Annotated in this window: 26 protein-coding genes; 14 read left to right on the top strand and 12 right to left on the bottom strand. The window is 71.3% G+C overall.

What is annotated here, in order from left to right:
• Positions 1 to 58 precede the first annotated feature (58 nt).
• On the top strand, positions 59 to 2,107 hold the full coding sequence (locus tag QBL25_RS40205; RefSeq protein WP_409061910.1) for an ATP-binding protein: 2,049 nt from the start codon (positions 59 to 61) through the stop codon (positions 2,105 to 2,107).
• A gap of 87 nt (positions 2,108 to 2,194) precedes the next feature.
• Here QBL25_RS40205 and QBL25_RS40210 read toward each other — a convergent pair whose 3' ends face one another.
• Positions 2,195 to 2,563, bottom strand: a complete 369-nt coding sequence (locus QBL25_RS40210; protein ID WP_409061911.1) for a hypothetical protein — start codon at positions 2,561 to 2,563, stop codon at positions 2,195 to 2,197.
• Between the two features lie 130 nt (positions 2,564 to 2,693).
• On the opposite strand from QBL25_RS40210, the gene sigK reads away from it, so the two are divergent.
• Complete coding sequence (gene sigK / locus QBL25_RS40215; protein ID WP_409061912.1) at positions 2,694 to 3,278, top strand: ECF RNA polymerase sigma factor SigK; 585 nt, start codon at positions 2,694 to 2,696, stop codon at positions 3,276 to 3,278.
• Positions 3,275 to 4,036 (top strand): anti-sigma factor domain-containing protein, encoded by a 762-nt coding sequence (locus tag QBL25_RS40220; protein ID WP_409061913.1) that lies wholly within the window; start codon positions 3,275 to 3,277, stop codon positions 4,034 to 4,036. Before sigK ends, QBL25_RS40220 begins: the two co-directional genes overlap by 4 nt.
• Positions 4,037 to 4,149: 113 nt before the next feature.
• Here the strand turns inward: QBL25_RS40220 and QBL25_RS40225 are convergent, their stop codons facing one another.
• Entirely contained in the window at positions 4,150 to 4,812 is a 663-nt protein-coding gene (locus tag QBL25_RS40225) for a fasciclin domain-containing protein (RefSeq protein WP_409061914.1), read from the bottom strand.
• A gap of 115 nt (positions 4,813 to 4,927) precedes the next feature.
• A complete protein-coding gene (locus tag QBL25_RS40230; protein ID WP_409061915.1) occupies positions 4,928 to 6,664 on the bottom strand; it encodes a molybdopterin-dependent oxidoreductase in 1,737 nt (578 codons plus the stop codon).
• Positions 6,665 to 6,884: 220 nt separating this feature from the next.
• Between QBL25_RS40230 and QBL25_RS40235 the strand changes: the two genes are divergently transcribed.
• The 11 genes from QBL25_RS40235 (at position 6,885) to QBL25_RS40285 (ending at position 14,810) form a co-directional block, all read left to right on the top strand.
• Entirely contained in the window at positions 6,885 to 7,037 is a 153-nt protein-coding gene (locus QBL25_RS40235; RefSeq protein ID WP_409061916.1) for a hypothetical protein, read from the top strand.
• Between the two features lie 160 nt (positions 7,038 to 7,197).
• Positions 7,198 to 7,944 carry an anti-sigma factor domain-containing protein gene (locus QBL25_RS40240; protein WP_409061917.1) on the top strand — a complete coding sequence of 249 codons (747 nt, stop codon included), beginning with the start codon at positions 7,198 to 7,200 and terminating at the stop codon, positions 7,942 to 7,944.
• Between the two features lie 106 nt (positions 7,945 to 8,050).
• Complete coding sequence (locus QBL25_RS40245; RefSeq protein ID WP_409061918.1) at positions 8,051 to 8,581, top strand: cysteine hydrolase family protein; 531 nt, start codon at positions 8,051 to 8,053, stop codon at positions 8,579 to 8,581.
• 240 nt (positions 8,582 to 8,821) lie between these two features.
• Positions 8,822 to 9,568, top strand: coding sequence for a DUF1838 family protein (locus tag QBL25_RS40250; RefSeq protein WP_409061919.1), 747 nt, complete (start codon positions 8,822 to 8,824; stop codon positions 9,566 to 9,568).
• Between the two features lie 135 nt (positions 9,569 to 9,703).
• Positions 9,704 to 10,480 carry a peptidoglycan-binding domain-containing protein gene (locus QBL25_RS40255; protein ID WP_409061920.1) on the top strand — a complete coding sequence of 259 codons (777 nt, stop codon included), beginning with the start codon at positions 9,704 to 9,706 and terminating at the stop codon, positions 10,478 to 10,480.
• Positions 10,481 to 10,538: 58 nt separating this feature from the next.
• Positions 10,539 to 10,985, top strand: coding sequence for a DUF6086 family protein (locus tag QBL25_RS40260; RefSeq protein WP_409061921.1), 447 nt, complete (start codon positions 10,539 to 10,541; stop codon positions 10,983 to 10,985).
• 93 nt (positions 10,986 to 11,078) lie between these two features.
• Entirely contained in the window at positions 11,079 to 12,047 is a 969-nt protein-coding gene (locus QBL25_RS40265) for a DUF3500 domain-containing protein (RefSeq protein ID WP_409061922.1), read from the top strand.
• 140 nt (positions 12,048 to 12,187) lie between these two features.
• Positions 12,188 to 13,072, top strand: coding sequence for a hypothetical protein (locus QBL25_RS40270; RefSeq protein WP_409061923.1), 885 nt, complete (start codon positions 12,188 to 12,190; stop codon positions 13,070 to 13,072).
• Positions 13,073 to 13,283: 211 nt separating this feature from the next.
• On the top strand, positions 13,284 to 13,967 hold the full coding sequence (locus QBL25_RS40275) for an alpha/beta fold hydrolase (RefSeq protein ID WP_409061924.1): 684 nt from the start codon (positions 13,284 to 13,286) through the stop codon (positions 13,965 to 13,967).
• A 121-nt stretch (positions 13,968 to 14,088) separates the two neighbouring features.
• Positions 14,089 to 14,292: a hypothetical protein gene (locus QBL25_RS40280; RefSeq protein ID WP_409061925.1), complete on the top strand. Its 204-nt coding sequence runs from the start codon at positions 14,089 to 14,091 to the stop codon at positions 14,290 to 14,292.
• A gap of 149 nt (positions 14,293 to 14,441) precedes the next feature.
• Positions 14,442 to 14,810, top strand: coding sequence for a YrdB family protein (locus tag QBL25_RS40285; protein WP_409061926.1), 369 nt, complete (start codon positions 14,442 to 14,444; stop codon positions 14,808 to 14,810).
• 26 nt (positions 14,811 to 14,836) lie between these two features.
• On the opposite strand, the gene QBL25_RS40290 is transcribed toward QBL25_RS40285, so the two are convergent.
• From QBL25_RS40290 to QBL25_RS40330, 9 genes are all read right to left on the bottom strand, one after another.
• Positions 14,837 to 16,093 (bottom strand): FAD-dependent monooxygenase, encoded by a 1,257-nt coding sequence (locus QBL25_RS40290; protein WP_409061927.1) that lies wholly within the window; start codon positions 16,091 to 16,093, stop codon positions 14,837 to 14,839.
• Positions 16,090 to 17,481 (bottom strand): MFS transporter, encoded by a 1,392-nt coding sequence (locus QBL25_RS40295; RefSeq protein WP_409061928.1) that lies wholly within the window; start codon positions 17,479 to 17,481, stop codon positions 16,090 to 16,092. Before QBL25_RS40295 ends, QBL25_RS40290 begins: the two co-directional genes overlap by 4 nt.
• A gap of 206 nt (positions 17,482 to 17,687) precedes the next feature.
• Positions 17,688 to 18,389 carry a response regulator gene (locus QBL25_RS40300; RefSeq protein ID WP_409061929.1) on the bottom strand — a complete coding sequence of 234 codons (702 nt, stop codon included), beginning with the start codon at positions 18,387 to 18,389 and terminating at the stop codon, positions 17,688 to 17,690.
• Complete coding sequence (locus QBL25_RS40305; protein ID WP_409061930.1) at positions 18,386 to 19,783, bottom strand: sensor histidine kinase; 1,398 nt, start codon at positions 19,781 to 19,783, stop codon at positions 18,386 to 18,388. Before QBL25_RS40305 ends, QBL25_RS40300 begins: the two co-directional genes overlap by 4 nt.
• A gap of 7 nt (positions 19,784 to 19,790) precedes the next feature.
• Entirely contained in the window at positions 19,791 to 22,037 is a 2,247-nt protein-coding gene (locus QBL25_RS40310; protein WP_409061931.1) for an MMPL family transporter, read from the bottom strand.
• Positions 22,038 to 22,305: 268 nt separating this feature from the next.
• Entirely contained in the window at positions 22,306 to 23,532 is a 1,227-nt protein-coding gene (locus tag QBL25_RS40315) for an IS701 family transposase (RefSeq protein ID WP_409061932.1), read from the bottom strand.
• A gap of 68 nt (positions 23,533 to 23,600) precedes the next feature.
• The gene (locus QBL25_RS40320) at positions 23,601 to 24,128 is read right to left on the bottom strand and encodes an IS630 family transposase (RefSeq protein ID WP_409054987.1); all 528 of its coding nucleotides are present in this window, start codon (positions 24,126 to 24,128) and stop codon (positions 23,601 to 23,603) included.
• On the bottom strand, positions 24,125 to 24,664 hold the full coding sequence (locus tag QBL25_RS40325) for a winged helix-turn-helix domain-containing protein (protein ID WP_409054986.1): 540 nt from the start codon (positions 24,662 to 24,664) through the stop codon (positions 24,125 to 24,127). Before QBL25_RS40325 ends, QBL25_RS40320 begins: the two co-directional genes overlap by 4 nt.
• A gap of 232 nt (positions 24,665 to 24,896) precedes the next feature.
• Positions 24,897 to 25,232 (bottom strand): hypothetical protein, encoded by a 336-nt coding sequence (locus tag QBL25_RS40330; protein ID WP_409061933.1) that lies wholly within the window; start codon positions 25,230 to 25,232, stop codon positions 24,897 to 24,899.

Consider the following 25,232-nt stretch of genomic DNA (forward strand, 5'->3'; position numbering starts at 1 on the left):
ACGGAGGGCGACGGTGCCTCGTGGGCCGGGTGTACGCCAAAGGGTGGAGAATGCTGGGATGTTGGGCAACATTCCCCATGAGGTCGACCGCTTCGTCGGACGCGAGGTCGACGAAGCGCGGCTGACCTTCGCCTTGACGAGCAACCAGCTCATCACGCTCACGGGCATCGCCGGTGTCGGCAAGACGCGCCTGGCCACGCACGCCCTTCACCACCTGACCGGCCCGGACCTCGCCGGACTCGGGGAACCGTGCTGGGTGGATCTGGGCGCCATACCGGACGCACGCCTGCTGACGCCGACCGTGGCGGAGGCCGTGGGCTTCTCCGATCACACGTCCGACCTGCCGATCGACGCCCTGTGCGACTGGCTGTCCGACAGACGCCTGCTGCTGGTGCTCGACTCCTGCGAACACGTCGTGCCCACCTGCCGCAGGCTGGTGGCCCGTCTGCTCGCCGCCTGCCCGCAGCTCACGGTCCTGGCCACCAGCAGACAGCCCTTGGAACTGTCCCCGGAAGTCCGCATCGATCTCGAACCCCTGCCGTACGCGACCGATGCCCTCGACCTCTTCTTCACGCGCGCCGCAGCGATCGCACCGGCACTGAGGAGGAGGACACCGGCCCAGGTCGAGGACGTGGCGGAGATCTGCCGCCTGCTCGACGGTGTCCCGCTGGCCATCGAGCTGGCCTCGGCGCAGGTGATGCACCACCCCATCCGGGAGATCGTCGGCCGGCTCACGTCCCACCTCGGGGAGTTGGCGGCGCCCACCCCGGTCTGGCCTCGACGCCATCAGTCCCTGCGGGCCGCGATCGGCTGGAGCCATGAACTGTGCGAGCCCTTGGAACGGCTGCTGTGGGCCAGGCTCTCCGTCTTCCGGGGGACTTTTGACGAGGCCTCGGCGCGCGCGGTCTGCGCGGGCGGGCCGCTGTCCGGCGAAGACGTCGGCGCGGCCCTCGTCGGCCTGACCGAGAAGTCCGTCGTGGTCCGCGCCGCGCCGGGGCGCTTCCGCCTCCTGGACACCGTGCGCGAGTACGGCTGGATGTGGCTCGGTGAACTGGAAGGACGCCACGCCGCGGCCACCCACCACGCCGACTACTTCCTGGCCCTGGCCCGCGCCGCGGATCAGGGCTGGGCGGGCCCCGGCCAGGTGGCCTGGTACCGGAAGATCGCCGTCGAGCACGCCGATCTGTGTGCGGCCCTGGACCACTTGGTGGCGCATGAGCCCAGGCGTGCGGTGGAACTGGCCAGCCTGGTCGGCTTCTTCTGGAGCTGCTGCGGCCATCTGCCGGAAGCCCGACTCTACTTGGAACAGGCCCTGCTGGCGCACACCGGCTCCAGCGCCGCGCACGCACGGGCGTACTGGGCCCTGGGGGTGGTGCTGGTCCTGCAAGGGGAGCACGAGGAGGCGGCGAAGATCGGCCGGCGCTGCGCACGGGCCGCCGACCGGTCCGCGAACGGCGAGGATGCGCTGGCCGCCGCGTACCTGCTCGGCATCACGCATCTGCTGCGGGGCGAACCGAGCGAGGCGCAGGCCGTGGTCGAGCACGTCCTGCGGCAAGCTCCGGGTCCGGCGTTCCCCTCGGCCGCCACCTTGCGCTGTCGCCTCGTCCAGGTGTTCGCGTTCACCGGGCTCGGCCACTTCGAGGAGGCGGCCAAGCACGCCACGGCTCTGCGGGCCGAGTGCATCGCCCACGGCGAATGCTGGACCCGTGCCTACACCGACTACCAGCTCGCGCTGATCGCCCTGGCCCAGGGCAGGCCCGCGGACGCGGCCGAGCACGCCCGCGCGATGCTGGACGGCAAGTCCCGCCTGGGCGACAGTTTCGGTGTCGCGCTCGGCCTGGACGTCCTGGCCGCCGCGGCCGCGGCTTCCGGGGAGGGCGAGACGGCGGCCCGGGTGTCCGGAGCCGGCCACGTCTACTGGCGGTCCGTGGGCCATACCCAGCGAGGCACACCCGAACTGCGGGACGTCCGCGAGGAGTGCTGGCGCTCGGCCCGCGCGATGCTCGGGGACCAGGCTTTCGACCGGGCGTTTACCCGCGGAGCCACGGACTCCGTCGGTGTGATGACGCTGGCGGTCGCGGGAGAATTGCTCGATGACGCCCGGTGAGGAGGGACGACGTCCGATGGCGAGGGACATGACCGCTGATCCCTCGCCCGGAGCGCACTCCGCCATCGCCCTTGCCCGGCTCGGTCTTCATCGAGCCGATGCATCCGTACGCGATGTCTCGTGTGACCATGCCGCCCAGGCGTCCCGGCGGTGGTGGTGCACGATCAGGCACGGGTGGTCCCAGGTGAGAAGCGGTGCCAGGCAAGGAGGCGTCTGGATGACGTGGACGCGGGCCCCCTGCGCGGGCAGCAGATCTGCGGGGACACCGGCCACGACATCGCTCGCGCACGTCACTTCCGCGAGATCGAGGTACAACTCCCGCTGCCCCCGCAGGGAGCGCTGCGTCAGGTCCTCGCGCAGAGCCGCCAGGGACCGGGCGTCGAGGCGTCCGCGTACGGCGATCCACACCTTGGGAGCGGCGACGGCCAGCTCACGGATGGAGACAGCAGCGTGCATGGTGCTCCCTTGCCTCGCTGTTCTCGGCGCTTACCCGCTGATTCGTCACCGGGGCCCTCGCGGATTGGTGCCGGCCCGGCGCCGGGGTCCGTGGGATCGAGAGCCGCTCGCGGTGGGCCATGATGAACGCATGAGGCAAGCGGTTTTCATCGGCGGCAATCCGGCGGACGAGCCTGATCTGGTGGCTTTGATGAAGCGGGTCACCGACGGCGATCAAGAGGCGTTCGCGCAGGTGTACGAGGCCGTGTCCGGGCCCGCCTTCGGCGTCGTACGAGCGGTCGTCCGCGACGCGGCGCAGTCCGAGGAAGTGACCCAGGAGGTGCTGGTGGAGGTGTGGCGCCACGCCTCCCGCTACCGGCCGGACCGAGGGAGCGTGACGAACTGGGTCCTGACGATGGCCCATTCGCGGGCCGTGGACCGTGTCCGCTCGGTGACGGCGGCGTCCGCACGCGAGCAGGCCGTCGCCCTCCGCGAACGGATGCCCGAGTTCGACGAGACCGAAGCCGAAGTCGAGACGCGCCTGGAACGCGAGGAAGTCCAGCGGTGCCTGGAGTCGCTCACCCAGGTGCAGCGTGAATCGATCACCCTGGCCTACTACCAGGGCCTTACCTACCGCGAGGTGGCCCAGCGCCTGTCCGCTTCTCTGGGCACGGTCAAGACCCGCATGCGCGACGGGCTCATCCGGCTGCGCGACTGCCTCGGGGCCTCGGCGTGACCGCCGCCGACCCGCACCTGTTGGCGGGCGCCTACGCGCTGCACGCGCTGCCCCCGGACGAGGCCGTCGCCTTCGAGGCGCATCTGGACGCCTGTGAGCAGTGCCGCCGGGAAGTGCGGGAGTTCACGGCCACGGCGGCACGGCTGGCCTCCTCCGTCGCACCGCCGCCCGCGCTGAAGCGAGCCGTTCTCGATCGGATCGCGGAGCTTCCCCAGGAGCCGGCGCCCGCCACGCCGCCGCCCGAGGGCGGCCCGGGGCGATGGGGGCCCCTCGCCGGTCGCAGGCCGCGGGGCGCGGCCCGCTGGACACTGGCCGCGTGCCTGGTAGCGGCGGCGTTGGGCGGCGTCGCCGTCTGGCAGCACGAAGAGGCACGCCAAGCGCGCGAACAGGTCAGCCGGGCGCGAGCCCAGGCGGACCAGGTGGCCGAGGTACTGGCCGCGCCCGACGCCAAGACGCACGCCGCTGCCCTCTCCGATGGCGCCCGGGGAGCCGTCGTGACCTCGAAGAGCCAGAATCGCGCGGTCTTCACCGCCTCCGACCTCAGCGCCCCGCCCGCGGGCAAGGTGTACGAACTGTGGTTCAACGACGAGGGGACCATGCGCGCGGCGGGTCTGCTCGACACGCGCAGCGGCGATCAGACGGTCCTGATGGACGGCACGCTCGAGCAGGCCACCGGCATGGGCATCACCCTTGAGCCCGCCGGTGGCTCCAGGACGCCGACGCTCCCGCCGGTCGGCCTGATCGACTTTCCTGCCTGATCAGGCCGACCGACGGGAGCGCTCACCGGCCGTGGACCGGAGCCCGGGGGGAGTCCCGGTGGTGCGAGGGGGTCTCGCGCGCTCGCGAGAACCCCTCACGCCACTGCCCGCGATCACATCTTCGGCATCAGGACCGTGTCGATGATGTAGACGTTGGCGTTGGCGGTCTTGACGTTGCCGCAGCCCACGTTGGCCGAGTCGTTGACCTTGTAGGACTCGCCCGAGCCGGACGTCGTCAGCTTGGACTTCTCCAGCGTCTCGAACGAGCCGTTCTCGAGGTCCTTGGGCGCCAGCTTCTGACCCACGACGTGGTACGTCAGGATCTTGGTGAGCGTGGCCTTGTCGCTCAGGACCTTGTCCAGGTCGGCCTTCGGGATCTTGGCGAAGGCGTCGTTGGTGGGCGCGAACACGCTGATGTTCTTGGCGTTGTTCAGCGTGTCGACCAGGCCCGCCTTCTTGACCGCGGTCACGAGGGTGGAGAGCTCCGGGTTGTTGGACGCGGCGGTGGCGACCGGGTCCTTGGCCATGCCGTCGAAGCTGCCCTTGCCCTCCTTGGGCACGGAGGCACAGGCCGGGCCGAACGGCTCGTCCATGGTGGCGGTGTCGGCGCTGTCCTTGCCCTTGTCGGACGACGTGTCCGAGGCGGCGGACGACTTGGAGTCCGAGGCCTTGTCCTTGCCGTCGTCACTGGAGCAGGCGGTCAGGGCCAGCGGCAGCATGGCCGCCGCGGCGAGAACGAGGGCTCCGCGACGCGTACGGCGGGTGATGGCGTTCATTTCTGCTCCTTGATGGGTTTCGCGCGGCACGAAAGGTTCCGCGCGGTGAGGAAACGAGGGGGTGAGAGGGGAGGGAAGGCCTGGCCGGCCGTCTCGGTCGGCGTGCGGCAGCCGGTCAGTCCACGGTGACCACCACCGAATGCCACCCGCTGGCCCCGTCAGGGATGGTGCGGGTGCGCTTCTGGGTCTGGGTCTGGCCCGTGCGGTCAGTGGCACGGACGGTCAGGGTGTGGCCGCCGGAGGTGGCCTTCCAGGGGAAGGACCACTGGCGCCAGGTGTCCCGGGTGTCCTCGGCGGCCAGATCGGCCTGCTGCCAGCGGCCGTCGTCGACGCGTACCTCGACCTTGTCGATGCCGCGGTGCTGGGCCCACGCCACTCCGGCGACCATGACCGTGTCGCCGGCCTTGGGGCGTGCGAACGGTTTGGGCGTGTCGATGCGGGACTGGGTCTTGATCGGCGCCTTGCGGGCCCAGTCCCGCTTCACCCAGTACGGGTCGTAGTCGTCGAAGGTGGTCAGCTCGATGTCCTGGATCCACTTGCAGGCGGACACGTAGCCGAAGAGGCCGGGGACCACCATGCGCACCGGGAACCCGTGGGCGAAGGGCAGCGGCTCGCCGTTCATGCCCAGGGCCAGCATCGCGTCGCGGCCGTCCATGACGTCCTCGACCGGGCTGCCGATGGTCATGCCGTCCACCGACCGCGCGACCAACTGGTCGGCGGGCCCGCCCCGGGACGGCGGCTTCACGCCGCACTTTTCCAGGAGGTCGGTCAGCCGCACGCCGATCCACCGTGCGTTGCCCACGTACGGGCCGCCCACTTCGTTGGAGACGCAGGCCAGGGTGATGTTCCGTTCGATCAGCGGCATCCGCAGCAGGTCCGCGAAGGACACGGTCATCTCGCGGGCGACGCCCTTGCCGTGGATCCGCAGCCGCCACGACGTCGCGTCGACCTTGGGGACCACCAGCGCGGTGTCGACGCGGTAGAAGTCCTCATTGGGCGTCATGAACGGGCTGAGATCCTTGATCCGCAGAGCGGCGCCCTTGGGGACGGGAGCGGCGGTGGAGGCCGCCGCGGGCAGCACCACGCGCTTGCGGGAGGCGACGGCGTTCTGCCCCTGGGAGCCGTTGAGGGAGCGTCCCAGCAGACCGGCCCCGGTGGATGCGGCCGCCGCGGCCGTGGCGGCGACGATGAATCCGCGCCGGTCCCAGCCGGTCTCCTGCGCGTGGTCCGGAGCCGGACCCGAGCCTGGTGCGGGGTTCGTGGCGGGGTCCGAGTCCGGATCGGCGGGCACGGAATCCGTCGCGCCGGATTCCGCGACCGGGGCCGCGGTCGCCGCCGTGGCCCCGGCCCCCGCCGGGACCTGGCCCGAAGCCGGATTCCTGCGGGAGCGCAGGCGTCCGACCAGGTAGTAAAGGAGCCCGGCTCCCACCACGGCGCCCGCCACCGACGGCAGCGCGTCCGCGACGCTCGTGGAGTCCGGCCTGCTCGTCGCGGCGAGGCCCCCGACCACACCGAACACCAGGACGCCTGCCGAGCCGACGCGCCGGTACCGGGCGGCGACCGCTCCGAGGACGAGCGCGAGCAGGGTGAGGACGGCCAGGATGCCCAGTTGCAGGACGAGCTTGTCGTTCGTTCCGAACTGTCTGATCGCCCAGTCCTTGACGGCCGCAGGCGTGCGGTCGATCGAGGCCCCGCCCACGGCGATCACGGGGCTGGACTCCGGGCGCACCGCGGCAGACACCAGTTCGGCGGTCGCCAGCGCGGCATAGCCGGCCAGCAGGCCGCTCAAGGCGCCCAGCCCGCCCAGCCGCCACGGGCCCTTGCGTCTCGGTGTCTTCGCTTCTTTGCTCACACCGGCTATCCGGAGCGGCGGCGGGAGTGGATTGGTCCCCCACTCATTTGAGGGAGAAATTCTTTTCGACCAATCCAACGGGCCCACGGGTCCGAATTTCTGTGTCCGCCGTGGCGCTCGACGCCACAGAAAAGCCCAGCAACCGGACCAATCCGGAGATCCGGGTCGCTCCGGATTACACGTGGACCACGGATCACTCAGGGACAAGGAGGTGACGGCGATGACGGACGAGGAGTTCGACGAACTGATGGCGCAGGCACGCAGGGAGATCCGTCAGCGGCACTTCGCTCCGCCTCCTCGCCAGGAGAAGCAGGACGACGACGCGTATGCCGTCCGGGCCCGGCACGCGGAATTCGGAGCGTGCGCCCACTGAGTGAGGTTGCCGCCGCCGCGGCGAGACCAATCCGCACGGCCGTCGGCAACGAATTACTGCTGCCACCTCGCAAGGCCGCTCGTACGAAAGTCGCCCCTGCCCTGTTCGCCTGTTCCCGCAGGCGCGCACTCTGCGGACGTATTCAAGAAGGTAGGGCGACATGAGCGTGACTGACCCACACACCCTGGCCGGAGCGTACGCAGTCCACGCCCTCGGCCTCGATGAGCGGGCAGCGTTCGACGAACACCTGGCCCGGTGCGCGGAATGCCGCCAACAAGTGGCGGAATTCGCGGCCACGGCGGGACGGCTGGCCCTCGCCGTCAGCGCCACTGCGCGCCCCGTCCTCAAGCAGCGCGCCCTTGAGGAAATCACCGGTATCCGCCAGCAGCCGCCGCGCACCCTGCGCGAGACGTGCATCGCCGTGCTGCCCCGCAGCGCGCCCTTACGCGGGTTCCTCGTGGCCGCCTCTCTGGCCGCGGCCGCGGTGGGGGGCGTGGCGACCTGGCAGGCCCAGGAAGCCCGCCAGGCGGGGGAGTTGGCACAGGAGGCCCAGGCCCGTACCGACCAGGTGGTGGCCGTCCTCGCCGCCGGTGACGCGCGCACCCATGCCGCGTCCTTGCCCGAGGGCGCCCGGGGCGTCGTGGTGACCTCGGCCGGCCAGGACCGCGCGGTGTTCACGGCCTCCGGCCTCGGCGTGCCGCCCGAGGGGAGGGTCTATGAACTCTGGTTCGACGACGCCGGCACCATGCGTCCCGCGGGGCTCCTCGACCGCGACCGGACCGACCAGGTCACTGCGCTGGACGGCACGATCGCCCGGGCCACCGGCATGGCCATCACGGTCGAACCAGCAGGGGGCTCCGGTACGCCGACCCTGCCACCGGTGGGTCTGATCGGCTTCGGTTCCTGACACGGCGCCCCTGACAGGCGCACCGACGCGCCTGGCCCGGCCCGGGCCGGTGTGCTGCTTCTGCAAACCCGGGGTGAGCCCCGAAGGCCGTGCCTAGGCTGAGCGCATGGTCATCCTGGAACCCGCGAGCACGGCTTTGGTCCTCGTCGATCTGATGCCCCGGATCATCGATCTGCCGCTCGGCCCCCGGTCCGGCCCGGAGGCCTTGGACGCCGCCTGCACCCTGGCCGCACGGTTCCGGGCCGCCGGTGCGCCGGTGATCGCGGTACGGACCGAGCGCCCCCACGTCGTGCGACAGCCGCCGGGCAGCGAACTGCATCAGCGGGTGGCGGACCTGGCCGACGCCGTGGTCGTCAAGGGCACCATCGGCGCCTTCCACCACACCGGCCTGCACGAACTCCTGCGGGATCGGCGGGTGTCCACCCTCGTCCTGGCCGGCATCGCCACCAACATGGGCGTGGAATCAACCGCACGCGCCGCTTCCGACCACGACTACGAGCTGGTCTTCGTGGAGGACGCCACGACCGCCCTGACGGCGGCGGAGCACCACGCCGCGATCACCCTGAACCTGCCCCGCTTCGGCCAGGTGACCTCCGGCACCGAACTCACCCTCGAAGCCGTCACACCGGCGAGCTGACCGCCGCCTTGGCCGCGCGGGGCGCCGACGGCGCCGCGGCCGAACCCGCCCCGGCCATGCCGACCGACCTGCGACATTCGCTTCGGGCGGCGGTGGTGACCGGCCACGCAACAGCCCCATGCCGCCGCGCTGTTGTCCGGCCGGCCGGCCCGGGGCTGCCCTTGCGGCGTCGGCCAAGTGCGCGCCGCGGCACCGGGGCCGCCCGCGCGCCGCGGACGGCGATCGCGCAGAGTGGTCCGTATGACGACACCCGCAGAGCTGCTCCGTTCCTTCGCCCGTACGCGGGCTTCGCTCGACGGTCAGGAGGTCACGTACTGGTGGTCCGGGGACGTCTACTCCTGGGGACCCGACGAGCCCTACCAGCGTCTCTTCGGCTTCGAAGGCCTCAACGTCGCCCGCCTCGTCCAGGATCCCGAAGCCGGCCCGGACGCCTACCAGCTGCTCACCCGCGAGGCCGCCTTCTACCTCGACCCCGTGTCGCGCGAGATCCTGGAGACCTGGCAGGACCTGCCGGTGGTGCACATCTGGAACGACCCGGCGAACCAGAAGTGGCGCCCCTTCCCCATACCGACGACCGACCTGGGCGGACAGATCTGCTTCAGCCTGGAGATCCCGCTCGCCTACCCCTCTCCGCTGCCGGTGGCCCAGTACCCCCTGAACTCGGCCGACGACACCTACCGGGCCCTGGAACTCTTCCAGTTCTTCGCGGACCGCACCGACTTGGCCGGCCCGGAGCCCAGCGTGCCGGCCACCATGTCGTGGACCCGGCAGTCGCAGTGGCTCCCGTGGATGGCCCGCGGCCGGCGGCCCGGCGGCCTCACGTATCACTGCCGGGGCCGCAAGCTGAACACCTACGCCGAGGTGCCCGAGCGCACCCGGGCCTACGTGGCCGACCACCACCCGGAGTTTGCCCAGGCCCCGGAGAAGTGGAGCGAGCCGAACGAGACCAGCTGGACCTACTTCCGCAAGCTCCACCCGCCGCAGTAAGAGCCACGCTGTTTCGGCCCTGCGGCGGGCGGCTGCTTATCTGGTCCTGAGTCGACCGTGAACGCAGCCTTAAGGATCACGCTTCAGGGCCCTGAGCGGGGGATTCGCGGCAAGCGGACCCTTACGTTCAGTCGTGTGAGTTTCCCAGCGGCCGTCCCGGACCCGGCCATGTACCCAGCGCTTTCCTCCTACCTGACCCGCACACCCGACCGCCGTTCACGCACGGCGTTCGCGGTGTCCCGCCCGGCGGACGGGCCCACCTACACCGCGCCCCCGAGCGGAGCACCCACGCCGGGCGGACAAAGCGGCCAGAGCGGAGGGAGCGGAGACAGAAGAGGACGTCATCGCGCGGCCGCCCCGGTAGGCCGCCGGTCACGCCGCCACGCGCTGCCGCGCTACGGCGACACGGCCAGGCCCCGGCGCGTCATCCCCCCGCTCTCGTACGGCTACGCCTCCGCCGCTCTGCTCGCCTTCACCGCCGTTCTCCTGTCCCAGCACCACCAGCCCGCCCCGGCCAGGCCGCACGCCGCGCCCCCGCCCGCGCAGCAGCCGGACGCCCCCCATGACCCGGCCGCGCCCGTACCCGACGACGAACCCTCCCCGTCCGCCCCGCCGAGCAAGCCCGCACCCCACCCGAGGCCTCCGGCACCATCCGCCGCCCCGCCCGCTCGACCCGCCGCGGCGGCCGACAGCGCCACGACCGTGCTGCACCTGGGCAGCACCGGCAGCTCCGTACGGGAGCTCCAAGAGCAGCTGGGGCGGCTACGGCTCTACACGGGCCCGGTGGACGGCCGTTACGGGCACGACGTCGCCGCGGCGGTCGCGCGCATGCAGCAGGCGCGCGCCATCCACGAACCGCTCGGCGTCTATGGCCCCAGCACCCGCACCGCCGTCAGGACCGCGGCCAGGTGACCGGGGCCCCGAGGCTCTACCCTGTGGCCCGGGGCCGCTGAGCAGGGGGGGAACGGCGATGAGCATGTACTTCGACGTCGGGGACGAGACGCTGTGGAACCCGTCGAACGGGGCGGGCCGCCTCTTCCTGCGTCACATCGAGATCTACGAAGCGGAACTCGGGCTGCCGTCGGGAATCGGCCAGGGCAGGCACTGGGGTGATCCGGACACCCTTGAGGTGGATCCGGTGGCCTACGAGGAGTTCGTCCGCGGCCTGGTCGCCTGGCACCGCGGGCAGAGCCATTCCGTGCTCCGCACGCTCTCCGAAGGGTTCGCGGCGACGGCGCTGGCGCTCGCGCGGCGCGCGGGGATCGACGGGGAGCCCCCCGCACCGCAGACCGCGCACGCGCCCGACGGCGCGCGGCACGACCAGCAGGTTCCCGCCGGCCCCCGGACCACCCCCTCCGCCGTCACCGAGGCACTCGACGCGCGGGCGCGGGAGCTGGACCGCCGCATGCCCCGCTGAACCTGCCGAGGCCCACGGGGCCGGGTGCCGGACCCGGTGTCGTGTCGCCCTCGCATGGCGCAGGATGGAGCGCAGGCGGCGGGAGGAGGAACGGTGGACGGGTCTCGGTGGGAGGCGGCGGCCGACCGGATGCGGGAGGCGGTGCACGCGCTCCTGGGCGTGCTGGAGCCGGAGCAGGTCCGTGCGCTGCGCGCGGGGCCCGACCGGCTCGACGCCCCTGAGCTGCGGGAGTGGACCTACCTGCCGGGCTCACGCCCCGGATTGGCCACGGACTGCCTCGACGCCCGCGGGCGCGAGGCGGTGGATGCCGTGCTGGCCGCGGCACACGGCGCTGCGGGAGCGGAGCTGGCCCGCGGGGCGATCGAGGTCGAGCGGTACCGCCGCGCCTCGGCCGGTGCCACGGGTGGGGACCGCTACTGGGTGCGCCTGTTGGGCGACCCGGAGGGCGATGCCCCGTGGGCCTGGCGGATGAACGGACACCATCTCGCCGTACACGTACTGATCACGTCGACGGGCCTGCGGGTGACGCCCCACTTCATCGGTGCGGAACCGGCGCGCATCGCGGACGGTCCGCAGGCCGGCCGACGGCTGCTCGGACCGGAGGAGGATCTGGCGCGAGAACTGGTGACGCGGCTGGACGACGGCCGGCGGGCCACAGCCGTCTTCGCCACCGCGCCGCCGGACGACATCTTGACCCGCGACGACCCCTTCGCCGACCCGGGCCTGCTGCCGGCCGGTCTGACGCACGGTGACATGACCCCCCGCGAGCAGCAGACCCTCGAGCGCCTGGTGCGCCGCTACCTGGACCGCGCCCCGGAGGCGTATGCGCGCCAGTGCTGGGCCGACACCGTGGCCCAGGGACTGGACGCGCTGTCGTTCGCCTGGGCCGGCGGCCGCGAGCCGGGTGAGCGCCACTACTACTGTGTCCGGGCCCCGGACTTCCTCATCGAGTACGACAACACCCAGGACAACGGCAATCACGCCCACTCGGTCTGGCGGCACATCCGCCACGACTGGGGCGCGGACCTGCTGCGCGCGCACTACACGGACCAGCACCGCTGACCGGGCCGCCACGGCACAGGCGGCGGCCGGGCGGTGCACCGGCGGATCAAGAGCGCATCCTCATGCGTGGGACGACGTGCACGGGGCACCTGGGGCGCGGGGCCACAAAGGCTCAGTACACGCATCGAGGGGTGGATTCCATGATCAGCGCAACGTCCCGCACGTTCCGTCTGGCGCTGCTCGGCTCGGCCGGACTGCTGGGGGCCACGGCTCTGACGGGCTGTGGTTCCGGAGACGACGGCGATCAGGAAGGCGGGTCGGGCGGCGAGAAGAAGCAGCAGTCCGCCGCCCAGGTGGTGCAGGCGACCAACGCGAAGACGTCGAAGGCGGGTTCGGCCCAGGTGAAGCTGGAGACGACCGCCACCTCGGGGGGCCGCACCGAGACCATGAAGGGGGCGGGCGTCATGGACTTCGACGACGGCACGAGCCGGATCGAGCTGGGGCAGCAAGGCCAGCGGATCGAGCAGCGGATCGTGGACAAGGTCCTGTACCAGAAGCCTCCAAAGGGCAGCGGAGGGCTGCCCGGCGGCAAGGCCTGGATGAAGATCGACCTCAAGCGGCTGCAGGCCGCGGGCGGATCGGGCCAGACCCAGGTCAGCGACCCCGCGGACTCCTTCGCGTACTCCAAGTCGCTGTCCGAGAAGGACGTGAAGAAGGTCGGCGAGGGTGAGGTCGACGGCGTGAAGACCACGCGCTACCGGGTCGCGGTGGACGTGGAAAAGCTGGCCAAGGGCAGTCCGGAGCAGCAGAAGCAGCTCCGCCGGCAGCTCGGTGACACCCTGCCGATGGAGCTGTGGATCGACGACAAGGGCCTGATGCGGCGCCAGCAGCTGGAGATGACGATGTCGGCCAAGGCCGACGGCGGCAGCGGCGGTGCGTCGAAGACGTCCGCCGAGAAGGCCAAGGCGAAGGTCGTGATGGAGTTCAGCGACTTCGGCACCGACGTGAACGTCCAGAAGCCGGGGGCCGCCGAGACGGCGGACATGACCAGCAAGCTCATCAAGCAGAGCAAGCAGAGCGCCTGACCGTCCGGCGCGGGGGAGTGCTGTCTTTGACGGGTGTCAGGGAGAGCACTTCCTTCTTCCGCATCCCCGCGGCGAGTTTTCCCGAGCAGTCCTGTCATGGCCTCGGCCGGGCGCAGATGATGGGAGCCTTGGGCGCGTAGCGCGCCGGCGAAGTGCGGCTGTTCCAAGGTTCGCCTGCCGGCAGGAGTCGCGAGAGACGGGGAGCCCGGGAATGGCAACGTTCGTATTGGTCCATGGCGCCGGTGACGTCGGCTGGTCCTGGCATCTGGTCGAGGCGGAGCTTCGCGGGCGCGGACACGACGTGGTCGCGCCGGATCTTCCGGGCGACGACGACTCGCTGACGCTGGACGACTACGCCGACGCCGTGGTCGAGGCGATCGGCGACCGCCGCGACCTGGTGGTCGTGGGCCACTCCTACGGCGCGTTCACCGCACCCCTGGTCGCCGCCCGCCGCAGGGTCGATGCGCTGGTCCTGGTCGCCGGGATGGTCCCCGCGCCGGGCGAATCACCGGACCAGTGGTGGAGCAACTCCGGCTACGGCGAGGCCGTGCGGCACCAAGCCGCCCAGGACGGCGGCCTGACCGGCCACGACGACCCCTACGTCTCCTTCTACCACGACGTGCCCCACGCGCTCGCCACGGAAGCGATGAGCAAGGAACGCGCCCACCCGTCCTCGGCGGCCTCGGCCCAGCCATGGCCGCTGGAGGCCTGGCCGGACGTGCCGACGACGTCCGTGCTGTGCGCCCAGGACCGCTTCCTTCCGCCCGGCTTGCAGCGTCGCCTCGCGCACGAACGGCTCGCGGTGACCCCGGAGGAGATCGCCGCAAGCCATTGCGTCGCGCTCAGCCGCCCGGTGGAGCTGGCGGACCTCCTCGTCGGAGCGGCCAAGACCTGACGCCACGGCCGGACATGCTCCCCTTGACACACCGGCGGCAGGCGGGGAGCGGGATGTTTGGCGTACGAGCTGACTTGCGGGGCGAGCGCATCCCGAACTGCTCATGATCGTTCAGCTGGGTATGAACCACACCAAGACCAAGCGCGCCGCCGTTGCCCTGACCCTTGCCGCCGCAGCCCTCGCCGCCGCCGGACCCGCGTCCGCGGACGACGGCTCCAGCGGCGACGGAATCCACCTTCCCCACAGCCCCGACGAGGTCGTCGACGGGGTGCGCACGGGTGTCGACGCGGCGGCCATGACCTGGGAGCTGGCCCAGGCCCGCTGAGAGCCGATCCAAAGAAAGCCCCGGCCCATGGGCCGGGGCTTCTTCGTGTGCTGGGGGCCACGGTCGCCGGATGAGCGTGCTTCAATGCGGCTCTGTCGCGGCCCTGCTCGGACGGCGGCCCGCACGCGTGACGGAGGATGAGGCAGACGATGACACTTCCCGGCCCCCTGCATGTGATCAATGAAGGGCTGGCATTCCTGCTGGAAGTAGTGGCCCTGGTCCTCCTCGCCTGGTGGGGATGGCAGAGTGTGGACGCCCTGGTTCCGCGGCTCCTCCTCACGGTCGCCGCCCCCGCGGCCGCCGCCACCCTGTGGGGGCTGTTCGCCGCGCCGAAGGCCCGTATACCGGTCCCGCTCGCGGGCGTTCTGGCCGTGAAGGCGCTGGTGTTCGGCGCTGCCGTCGCCGCCCTGTACGCGATGGGCCGGCACGGGTGGGCCCTGGCCTTCGGCGTCGTCGTCGCGGTGAACACCACCCTGGCCACCCTGGACCGGGGCGCGTTGATGCATCGGCCCAGCTGACGGCGGTGCTGCCCGGGCGTACGTCGTCACGACATGAGCGGCCACGCGGTGGCTTCGGGCAGCGTCAGGGCCGAGTGGGCCGGGCGCGCCGGTGCGGAAGGCAGGGTGGCCAGGCCGCGCAGCATGGTGTTGCGTCGGGTCAGGGCCTGTTCCGTGGTGGGGAACAAGGTGGCCCCGCCGCTGTCGACCAGCGCCTGATTCATGGTCACGAACTCGCGCAGGCCGCGTTCGTAGGCGGCGAAGGCCGCCGTGTGATCGCGACGCGTCGCCAGGGAGTGGGCGAGCAGGTAGGCGCCGACCAGCGCCAGGCTGGAGCCTTGCCCGGTGAGAAACGAGGGCGCGTACGCGGCGTCGCCCACGAGCGCGACGCGACCGCGGGACCACGAGGGCATGCGGATCTGACCGGCCGTGTCGAAGAACAGGTCATCCGCGGTGCGCAGGGCGGCGACCATGCGGGGGACCTCCCATCCCGCGTCCGCGAAAACCGCGGCGAGCAGGTCCCGTTGGGCCTCGGGGTGCCGGAGGGCATCGGACGGCGGTCGCGGGTGATGAAAGGTCAAGAAGGCGTGCAGTTCGTCGGAGTCGCCGACGGCATAGAGGGCCGCGGCTCTTCCCGGCGTGTTCCACATGGTGACCTCGCGGGTGAGCCCGAGGGTGTTCGGCATGGTGAAGATGGCGAAGCAGTACCCGAGGTAGCGGTGGAATTGTTCTTCGGGGCCGAACAACGACTCCCGGGTGCGCGAGTGCATGCCGTCGGCGCCGATCACCAGGTCGTAGGTGCGTTGTCGCCCGCTGCGGAACGTGACGTCGACCCCGGGCCCGGCTGCCTGTCCTCCTCGGCCGGGCATACCGAGGGTGGTGATGGAGTCGCCGAACAGGAATTCCACGTCATCGCGCACCCTGGCGTGGAGGAGCGCGGCCAGATCTCCGCGACGTACCTCAAGGTCTTGGCCCGCGGTGCTGCCGGCGAGGGCGTGCGCGTCGACGGAGGCCACCTCGCTGCCGTCGGCGTCGAGGAACGTGCAGCGACGCGAGCCGATGTGTGCCGCCCGCAGGTGGGGCAGCATCCCCATCCGCCGGACCACTTCGATCGCCGTCCCGCGGATGTCGATCGGGTAGCCGCCGGCGCGCAGGGCGTCCGCCTTTTCCACGACGGTGACCGCGCACCCGGACCGGTGCAGCCAGTACGCGAGCGCGGGTCCCGCGATGCTGGCCCCGGAGATCAGGACGGTGGGCCGCGCGGTGGCACGTGCTGGCAGCGGGCCGTTGGTGGTGTGGGTCATGTCCGGGCTCCCTTCTTCGTGAAACGGATGACCAGCAGGGACAGCGTGGCGACGAGGCCGGCGACGGCGAAGCCCGTGACGAAGGCCGTTTCGCTCGGCAGATGCGTGACCCGGTCGGCCCCGGCGTCGAGAATCGCGCCCGCGACCTGAGCACCCAGAGCGACGCCGACCACGCGGGTGACCACGAGCAGGCTGGTGGCGATGCCGGTGTCCTTGGGCTCGACGGCCGTGGCGGCGCCGGCGACCAGCGCCGTGCTGGCGACGCCCGCGGCGAACGCGGTCAGGGTCTTGGCCAGAACCAGCTGCCACTCCGCGCCGTGCGCCGACGCCAGGGCGATCATCGTGGCCGCCGTGACCACGCCGCCGCCGATGACCACGGCCCGCGGGCCGAGACGTCGTGCCGCGACTCCGCCGGCCGCGTCGCTCACCGATCCGGCGATGGCACCGGGCAGCAGGAACAGTCCGAGATCAGTGGTGCTGACGCCAAAGCCGTATCCGTCGGCCGATATCGCGAACATCTGCGGGAGCAGGAAGACCACCATCCCGGAGGTGGTGCAGATGACGAACGTGAGCACGCACGCCTGCCACAGGGCGGGCTTGGCCAGCATGCTCAGATCGACCATCGGTGAGGATGCCCGGCGCTCGACGGCGATCCATCCGGCGGCGAGGGCGGCGACGGCCACCGCCAGGGCGCCGACCGCGAAAGGCGGCAGGCCGTCGGTCACCTTCACGAGCCCGATCATGAACGTGAGCAGGGTGGCGCTCAGCAGTAGTACGCCGGGCCAGTCGATCCGCTCGTCGGACGGGGTCGGCGGATCGTGCGGCATCAGGCGAGTGACGGCCAGCGTCGTCGCGATGATCGCGATCGTCGGCAGGGCGAACATGCCGTGCCAGGACAGAGCGTCCGCGATCGGTCCGGCAACCAGTGTTCCCACGATGCCGCCGCCGGTGAACAGCGCGATGACCAGCCCGACCGCCACCTGGGCCGCCCGGGTGGGCAGGTGCTTGCGCACCAGGATGAAGGAGAGGGGCAGGACACCGACCATGACGCCCTGCAGGATTTGTCCGAGCAGCAGCATCGGCAGGTTCGGTGCCAGAGCGGCCACCAGGCCTCCGGCCGAGACGACGGCGCTCAGCCGTACCAGGACCCGTTTTCCGCCGTAGCGGTCGCCGAGCGTGCCCACGACCGGGGTGACGACCGCGCCGGTGACGAGCAGGGTGTTGCCGACCAGGGCCCCCTCGCCGGGGCTGACCCCCAACTCGCTCTGCAGCAGCGGGAGTGCGGGCTCCACCACGGACTGCAAAGTGCCCAGGGCGAGCGCCAGGAGGCCGAGGACGGCGATCGGCAGTCTTCCGATGCGGGCAGGGGGGATCATGGTGTCGGACATGGGTGTCCCTTCCGTCGTTGATCCATCGTGGGTCCGTCGTTGATGCGTCATTGGTTCGTCAGTGGTGGAGAAGGGCGCGGGTCATGGCTCACGCGGGCCGGTCCGCGGGCAGGGGTGGCTACGCATGCGTCGTGGCGGAATGCCGTGGGCTGCCGTGGGCTGCCGTGGGAAAAGTGCGGGCGGTCCTCAAAGGGACCGGAAGCGGCCTACGTCTGGTCGGTGCCGGTGCCGGTGCCGGCACCGGGGGTGGCCTGGGCCAGGCCGGTGCGGTAGGCGATGACGACCAACTGCGCCCGGTCGCGGGCCTCCAGCTTCGTCATGGCGCGCTGGACATGGGCGCGGACGGTGAAGGGGCTGAGGAACATCCGCTCGGCGATCTCCTGGTTGGACAGGCCGGTGGCGACCAGCCCCACCATCTCGCGTTCGCGCGGGGTGAGGACGGCGAGCTGATCGGGGTGGTGCGGCGAGGCGTGGTCCGGTGTGGCGAGGAAGCGGGCGACCAGGGAGCGGGTCGCGGCGGGAGACAGAAGGGTGTCGCCGTCGGCGATCGTGCGCACGGCGTCCAGGAGGGCCTCGGCCCCGATGCCTTTGCCGATGAACCCTCCGGCTCCCGCACGCAGTGCCTGGGCGACGTACTCGTCGGTCTCGTACGTGGTGAGGATCAGGATGCGGCTGGCCCGCAGCTCCGGGTCCGCGCAGATCTCCGCGGTGGCGGTGAGGCCGTCCACCTCGGGCATGCGAATGTCCATGATCACGACGTCCGGGCGCAGTTGCCGGGTCAGCCGCACCGCCTCACGGCCGTCGCCCGCCTCGCCGACCACGGCGATGTCGTCGGCGCTGTCGAGGAGCATCCGGAAGGCGCCACGCAACAGGGCCTGGTCATCGGCGAGCAGCACGCGGAGCGTCACGGCGCATCACCGGTTCCTGCGTCATCGGTCCGTACGTCAGCTGTTGCCCCGTCAGGTGCCATGTCTTTGACGGGTGTTGGCGAGCCGATCTGCCGCGTCGCGTCCTTGGCGGGCGGCAGGGGCAACTCGGCCGAGACCAGGAAGCCGCCCTCCGGGCGCCTGCCCGCGGAGAGGTGGCCCCCGACGGCGGTGGCCCGCTCCCGCATGCCGATCAGGCCGTAGCCGGTCGGACGGTCCGACACCGCACCCGCGCCCGCACTCGCGCCCGGACCCGCACCCACCCCTGCACCCGGACCCGCGCCCGCACTCACCCTCGCCTTCGCGTTCGGGGCGGTGTCGGTGGCCGGCATCGCAGGAGTTCCCCGCCCGTCATCGGTGACGGTGACGGTCACGCGGTCGCGGTGCCACACGAGGCGCACCCGGGCGCTGCCCGTACCGGCGTGCTTGGTCACGTTGGTCAGTGCCTCCTGCACGATGCGGTAGGCCGTGAGGTCCACTCCCGGCGGCAGCGCTCTGGCCGTGCCTTCCTGCTGTGACGACACCTCCAGGCCCGCGAGGCGGAAGGACTCCAGGAGCGTGGGGAGCCGCGAGAGGCCGGGCGCCGGCTCGGCGGGCGTGGCCGCGTCGCCGGTCTGCCGCAACAGGCCGACCGTGGCGCGCAGTTCGTCGAGCGCGTCACCGGTGGTCTCGACCAGCTCGTGCAGAGACTTGCGGGTCTGTTCCGGGCGGGTGTCGAACAGGTGGGCGGCGACCGTGGCCTGTGCGTTGGCCAGGGTGATCTGATGGGCCACCAGGTCGTGCAACTCCCGGGCGATGCGCACGCGTTCCTCGGCCACGCGCCGGCGCGCCTCGCTGTCCCGGCTCTGTTCGGCCCGCCGGGCCCGCTCCTCCATGGCCGCCAGATAGGCCCGCCGGTTGTGCACCGAATGGCCCAGGACACCGGCCACCAGCGGGAACGCCGCCACTGCTCCCACCCGGCTCGCGTCCTGCCACGACAGGGCCCCGAACAGCGGGGTGGAGGCGACCAGCAGGGCCAGGGAGGTCAGCGCCACCGCGCTCGTCGCGTGGCGTTGGGTGCGTGCGGTGAGCGAGTAGGCGGTGATCACGGCGGGGGCCACGACGAGCGGGCTAAGGAGCAGGCCCAAGGGCGTCACCAGCATGCCGCTCGCGGTCATGACCGCCATGGCGGCCAGGGGCGCCCGGTGCCGTACCGGCAGCACGGCACAGGACACCACGGCGATGACGTAGGCCGCGGCGGGCGGCGGTGACAGCGAACTGCCGTCTTCCTGCAGCGTGCCCCCGAGCAGGCAGAGCGCGAACGCCGTCGCCGTGACCGCTGCCTCCCGACCCCACGCGCCGCGTGAGCGCGGGCGGCCGCCATCCGTGGTCGTCATGGCCGGCTCAGCTCCTGCCGACGGGCAGGTGCGGTGCCGCGGCGTCCGCCGGGACGGCCGGGGACGGGGCGTGCCGGCTCAATGTCTCACCTTCGAGATCCACGTTCGGCAGCACGCGGTTCAGGATACGGGGCAGCCACCACGCCCGGTGGCCGAGCAGAGCCAGCACCGCGGGGGCGATCGCCATCCGGACCACGAAGGCGTCGAAGGCGACGGCGGCGGCCAGTCCGACGCCCATCGTCCGGACGGTCGGGCTGCTCATCCCGATGAACCCGGCGAACACACTGACCATGATGATCGCCGCGGCGGCCACCACCCGCCCGCTGTGCCGGAACCCGTGGACGATCGCGTCGCCCGGGCTCGCGCCGCGCACATAGGCCTCCCGCATCCGCGTGAGGAGGAAGACCTCGTAATCCATGGCGAGGCCGAACACGATGCCGATGACGAGGATCGGCATCAGCGACATGACCGGTCCGGTCTGTTCGATGCCGACCAGGCCGGCCGCCCAGCCCCACTGGAAGACGGCGACCAGGACCCCGAAGGCGGCGCCCACCGACAGCAGGAAGCCGAGCGCGGCCTTGACCGGCACCAGGACCGAGCGGAAGACCACCGTCAGCAGCAGTACCGCCAGGCCGATGACCACGGTCAGGTAGGGGAGGAGCGCGTCGGACATGGCTTCGGAGATGTCGATGTTCATGGCGGTGGTGCCGGTCACGAAGATGCCGGCGCCCGTGTCCGCCTCGACGCCGGAGACCGCGCCCCGGATCGTGTGGACCAGGTCCTTGGTCTCGCCGCTGTTCGGCGCGGTGCGCGGGACGGCGGTGAGGACGGCCGTGTCGTTGCCGCGGCTGAGCACCGGTTCACCGACCGACGTGACCCCCTCCACGCTCCGGACGGTCTTGGCGACCAGGTCCGTGGTGGTCCGGGCGTCGCCGGATCCCGACGACACGTCCACGACCACGGTCAGCGGGCCGTTGAAGCCGGGGCCGAAGCCTTCCGACAGCAGGTCGTAGGCGCGGCGTTCGGTGGTCTGCACGGACTTGGACTCATCGCCCGGCAGGCCGAGTTCCAGGCTCAGCGCCGGCAGGGCGACGGCGCCGAGTCCGAGCCCGGCGACCATCAGGACGGCCACCGGCCGGCGCAGCACGAACCGCGCCCAGCGGATGCTCGGCGCGGGCCGGCCCGCCGCGCCGTCGGGTTGCGGGCGCTCGCCCCCGGTGCGCCGGGTGGCCTTGCGTGCGGCGTGGGACAGCACGCGCCGACCGAAGAAGCCGAACAGGGCGGGGGCCAACGTCAGGGCGACCAGTACGGCAAGGGCCACCGCGCCCGCGCCGCCCAGACCCATCTTGGTGAGTTCGGGGATTCCCACGACCCCCAGACCGACCAAGGCGATGAAGACGGTGGCACCGGCGAACACGACGGCGGATCCTGTCGTGCCCACCGCGCGTCCCGCGGCCTCCTCCGGGTCGCTGCCCTGGGCGCGTTCGTCGCGGTAGCGGGAGGTGATGAAGAGCGCGTAGTCGATGCCGACGGCGAGGCCCAGCATCAGGGCCAGGATGGCGACGGTGGACGTGAGGCCCAGCGGGACGGCCAGCGCGGAGACCAGGCCGAAGGCGATGGCCACGCCCACGAAAGCGGTCAGCAGCGACAGTCCGGCCGCGACCAGCGAACCCAGGGCCAGGACGAGCACCACCGCCGCCACCGCCACGCCGACGATCTCCGTCGTCCCGCCCGGTTCCTCCTCCGAATCCAGGGCCGAGCCACCGATCTCCACGGTCAGTCCCGCGTCCCTGGCCTGGCCTGCGGCGCCCTCAAGGGCGCTCTTGGTGGCCTCGGTCAGGTCGACGGCGTCCACGCCGTACGTGATCGTGGAGTAGGCGATGGTGCCGTCCTTGCTGACGGCGCCGTCCTCATAGGGGTCGGTGGCCGACGCGACCTGGTCGCGGCCGTCCAGGGAGCCGAGCGCGTCCTCGACGGCGGCCCTGTTCTCGGTGACCGTCACCCGCTGCCCGTCCGGGGCCCGGAACACCAGACGGGCCTCGGCACCCTGGGAGTTGTTCTGCGGGAAGCGCTCGTCCAACAGGTCGAACGCCTTCTGCGATTCGGTGCCGGGCATGGAGAGGTCCTCTTCCTCCCCCGCGGGTGCCATGGCGGCGGCCGCGACGGCCAGCAGCAGGACTCCCAGCCACAGCCCGCCCACGAGCCGGCGCCGCCGGAAGGCCCACCGTCCGACCCGGTAAAGAAATGTCGCCACCTCTTGATCACTCCAGACACCACTAGGCAAGAGAAACGCGCGGGGATTCTGACGCCCCTCACACTTCCCTCCGGTGTCCCGCCGGGCATCGTCCCCAGACGCCAACTCACGCTGGTCTCCTGGGACCAGCACCCCGAGTCCCGTAGTGCGTACGCACTAGTAGTGCTTCGTTAGGTTCTGGCTCGGGTGAGGGGGCGTCCGCAGGTGTTGCAGGTGCCGGTCCAGCAGCGGAGACGGTTCTGGAGGGCGTCGAGGACTTGGTAGAGGGTCAGGCTGTGCCGGGGGCTTTTGGGTTGTAGCGCCGCAGGGTGAGGAAGGCCTGGGCGGCGGTGACGAGGGTGACGTGGTGGTGCCATCCGCGCCAGGAGCGGCCCTCGAAGTGGTCCAGGCCCAGGCCGTGTTTGAGCTCGCGGTAGTCGTGCTCGATGCGCCAGCGCAGTTTCGCCCAGCGCACCAGATCTTCGACCGGGGTGGTGGCAGGCAGGTTGCTCATCCAGTACCCAGTCGGCTCCGCGTCCGGGTCAGGCTGCTCGACCAGCAGCGTTTCCGGCGGCAGGACGCCGTCCCACCGCTCGCGGCCCCCGGCCCGCTCCTGGGCTGCGCGACGGGCCTCCTTGCCCGAGGGCCGCACCTGCAGCACGGCAAAACGCGAGGTCATCGCGCCCTTGCTGCCGCGGCGCCAGGTGACCTGCGCAAAGTGGGCGTCCTGGACGAGGCTGGACAGGGGGCGGGGCCGGCTGCGATAGCGCGGCAGGGTGGGTGGCCCCAGGCCGCCGTAGTGGGGCCGGTGCGGCTTGGCGGTCGATGGCCGGGCGACCTCCTTGGACTCGACGGCCTGGATGTAGGACCAGCCGCGGTCCTGCAGCGCGAGCCGGAAGGAGACGCTGCGGCCATATCCGGCGTCGGCCACCAGCACCGGCACTGGCAGTCCCTGCCCGGCCAGACGGTCCAGTGCTTTGAGGGCCAGGCGTGTCTTTGGCTCATGTCCGACGTCGTCCGGCACTCCGGCCCGACGCCGACGAGACAGGTCCTTGGCCCACTCCGGCGGCAGGAACAACTCCCACTCCAGTGGGCAGGAGGCGTCGTCGGTGGCCGCGTGCACGCTGACCGCCACCTGACAGTTGGCCCGTTTACCCAGCGCACCGCAGTACTGCCATGCCACCCCGACCGAGTCTCGCCCGCACTTGGGAAACGACACGTCATCGATCACCCATACCTCGGGCCGGATCACCGTGCACACTCGCTCGGCGACCCGACGGCGCACCGGTGTCCATTCCCAGGGTGACTGGCTGACGAACTGCTGCAGGGCCTGCATGTTCCCGTCCGGCAACCGGGCCGCCATCGGCTGGATCGACTTGCGCCGGCCCTCCAGCATCAGACCCCGCAGATAGCATCCGCCCTTGGCCCGCTGATCCTTCCGCGGCACCGAAGCGAACACATCGGCCACATAGAAATCCAACGCCGCCCGCAGACGGCCCACTTCATAAGCGTCCACGTCACCAACATGCTCTTGATCGACGCCCTCAGGAAGACCTACTGACCTTTCCGATGAGTTGTCGGAGGTTACGTCGTGATCGACAGACCGGTGCTGTCCAGGCATCCGTCGATGAGGGGCGGTGTGTACTGGATGCGTCTCAGGCCGCTGCGGATGGTCTGGACGAGGTGGTCCCGGCTGGCGAAGACGGTGTTGGCTGTCACGGCCCGCCGCAGAAGAGACCAGATCCCTTCTACTGGGTTCAAGTCCGGTGCGTACGACGGGAGCTGGATGATGCTCAGCCAGTCGTGCTCGGCTGCGTAGTCGCGGATTGCGGCACTGCGGTGGACGTTGAGATTGTCCCAGATCACGACGATGGGGCCGCCGAGTTGGAGATGAGCGCGCACGAGCAGGTCACGGTAGTTCTGCCAGGTGAAGCCTCGTTGAGCGCCCAGGTGGTGGCCCTGGATCCGTGGCCGGTAGATGAGCCGGCTGCGTTCGCCGGGTTTGTAGCAGGCGAGTGCGGCCAGGGTCACACGGCCGCGGGAGGCGCCATTGAACCGGACCACCGGGGTCTTCCCCTTCGGCGCCCAGGTGCGTCCACGATGCGACGTCATCGTGACAGCGGCTTCGTCCTCGAAGACGAGCCAGGCCCCGAGCGCCGCCGCGGTGGCTTTGCCGATGGCCAGGTCTCCTTCACCCAGCCTGCAACGGCTGCCTCGTCCCGTTCCACTGCCCGACGCCCGGGCTGCTGGCAGGACCAGCCGTGACGCCGCAGTAACTCCCAGACTCCGCGGACGGACAGGCTCACACCCAGCTTTTCGGCGATGAGGGCCTGCACCCGGGACAGTGTCCATCGCTCGTTCGGCCACCCGTGGAACACCGATCCCCGCAGCAGCTCTTCCTCCAGCTCAGCGAACTTCTCAAGGCTCACCTTCGGGCTCTTGGCCGGTCCCGAACAGCGCAGGCCAGCGGTGCCGTTCTCCCTCCATGCCCGCCGCCACCGCTCAACCGAACGGACACTCACGCGAAGGCCCTTCGCGATCACCGAGTTCCTCTCACCCTGCTCAAAACCCTCTGCCGCCAGCATCCGTATCCGTTCCCGGGCAGCTTGTTCATGAGTCCTGAGCCCACCTCCTTGCGCATACCGCATATCACCGGGATAGCGCGAAGCACCGTCAGCGTCACCCCCGACAACTCATCGGAAAGGTCAGTAACGAAGCACTACTAGGAACGTCCTCCGGAACCAAGACCGAACGCAGGCGCCCTACGCCCTGGGCGAGGCGGCGAAGGGGCCCGTCCGGCGCGGGAGCCGACCACACGGCGTACTGCCCGAACGCCGGAACCGGCCAGGACGTGTCCACTTGGCCGACCGGTCTTCCTCCTCAGGCCTCTTCCTCGTCCTCCAGGTTCGGCTGGAGCAGGCGGCGCAGTTCCTCGACCGTGGCCGTGGAGACCGCCACCGTCGAGCCGTCTTCGTTGCCCGCCCTCAGGTCGGGGGCCGGGCGGCGGGTGCGCCAGGTGTCGCGCAGGGCGATCAGCGCTTGCAGGATGGCGGCGGCATTTCCGACGACGGCCAGGACCGTGACCGGGTCGGCGGTGCGGACGTCCGGCCAACGCTCGGCGGTGGTCTGCGGCACGGCGCCGAAGACGGCCTCGACGGTGCGCACCGTGTCGGGGTCCTGTGTGCCGATGCGTACTTCGATCGTGACGTGCCCCAT

This window comes from Streptomyces sp. SYP-A7185 (assembly GCF_046103685.1).
Classification (GTDB): Bacteria; Actinomycetota; Actinomycetes; order Streptomycetales; family Streptomycetaceae; genus Streptomyces.

Bases quoted from the DNA above. Each gene is read 5' to 3' on its own strand.
- QBL25_RS40205 (WP_409061910.1), top strand. From the start codon at position 59: ATGTTGGGCAACATTCCCCATGAGGTCGACCGCTTCGTCGGACGCGAG.
- QBL25_RS40210 (WP_409061911.1), bottom strand. From the start codon at position 2,563: ATGCACGCTGCTGTCTCCATCCGTGAGCTGGCCGTCGCCGCTCCCAAG.
- sigK (WP_409061912.1), top strand. From the start codon at position 2,694: ATGAGGCAAGCGGTTTTCATCGGCGGCAATCCGGCGGACGAGCCTGAT.
- QBL25_RS40225 (WP_409061914.1), bottom strand. From the start codon at position 4,812: ATGAACGCCATCACCCGCCGTACGCGTCGCGGAGCCCTCGTTCTCGCC.
- QBL25_RS40235 (WP_409061916.1), top strand. From the start codon at position 6,885: ATGACGGACGAGGAGTTCGACGAACTGATGGCGCAGGCACGCAGGGAG.
- QBL25_RS40240 (WP_409061917.1), top strand. From the start codon at position 7,198: ATGAGCGTGACTGACCCACACACCCTGGCCGGAGCGTACGCAGTCCAC.
- QBL25_RS40245 (WP_409061918.1), top strand. From the start codon at position 8,051: ATGGTCATCCTGGAACCCGCGAGCACGGCTTTGGTCCTCGTCGATCTG.
- QBL25_RS40250 (WP_409061919.1), top strand. From the start codon at position 8,822: ATGACGACACCCGCAGAGCTGCTCCGTTCCTTCGCCCGTACGCGGGCT.
- QBL25_RS40260 (WP_409061921.1), top strand. From the start codon at position 10,539: ATGAGCATGTACTTCGACGTCGGGGACGAGACGCTGTGGAACCCGTCG.
- QBL25_RS40270 (WP_409061923.1), top strand. From the start codon at position 12,188: ATGATCAGCGCAACGTCCCGCACGTTCCGTCTGGCGCTGCTCGGCTCG.
- QBL25_RS40275 (WP_409061924.1), top strand. From the start codon at position 13,284: ATGGCAACGTTCGTATTGGTCCATGGCGCCGGTGACGTCGGCTGGTCC.
- QBL25_RS40280 (WP_409061925.1), top strand. From the start codon at position 14,089: ATGAACCACACCAAGACCAAGCGCGCCGCCGTTGCCCTGACCCTTGCC.
- QBL25_RS40285 (WP_409061926.1), top strand. From the start codon at position 14,442: ATGACACTTCCCGGCCCCCTGCATGTGATCAATGAAGGGCTGGCATTC.
- QBL25_RS40290 (WP_409061927.1), bottom strand. From the start codon at position 16,093: ATGACCCACACCACCAACGGCCCGCTGCCAGCACGTGCCACCGCGCGG.
- QBL25_RS40295 (WP_409061928.1), bottom strand. From the start codon at position 17,481: ATGTCCGACACCATGATCCCCCCTGCCCGCATCGGAAGACTGCCGATC.
- QBL25_RS40305 (WP_409061930.1), bottom strand. From the start codon at position 19,783: ATGACGACCACGGATGGCGGCCGCCCGCGCTCACGCGGCGCGTGGGGT.
- QBL25_RS40320 (WP_409054987.1), bottom strand. From the start codon at position 24,128: ATGACGTCGCATCGTGGACGCACCTGGGCGCCGAAGGGGAAGACCCCG.
- QBL25_RS40325 (WP_409054986.1), bottom strand. From the start codon at position 24,664: ATGCGGTATGCGCAAGGAGGTGGGCTCAGGACTCATGAACAAGCTGCC.
- QBL25_RS40330 (WP_409061933.1), bottom strand. From the start codon at position 25,232: ATGGGGCACGTCACGATCGAAGTACGCATCGGCACACAGGACCCCGAC.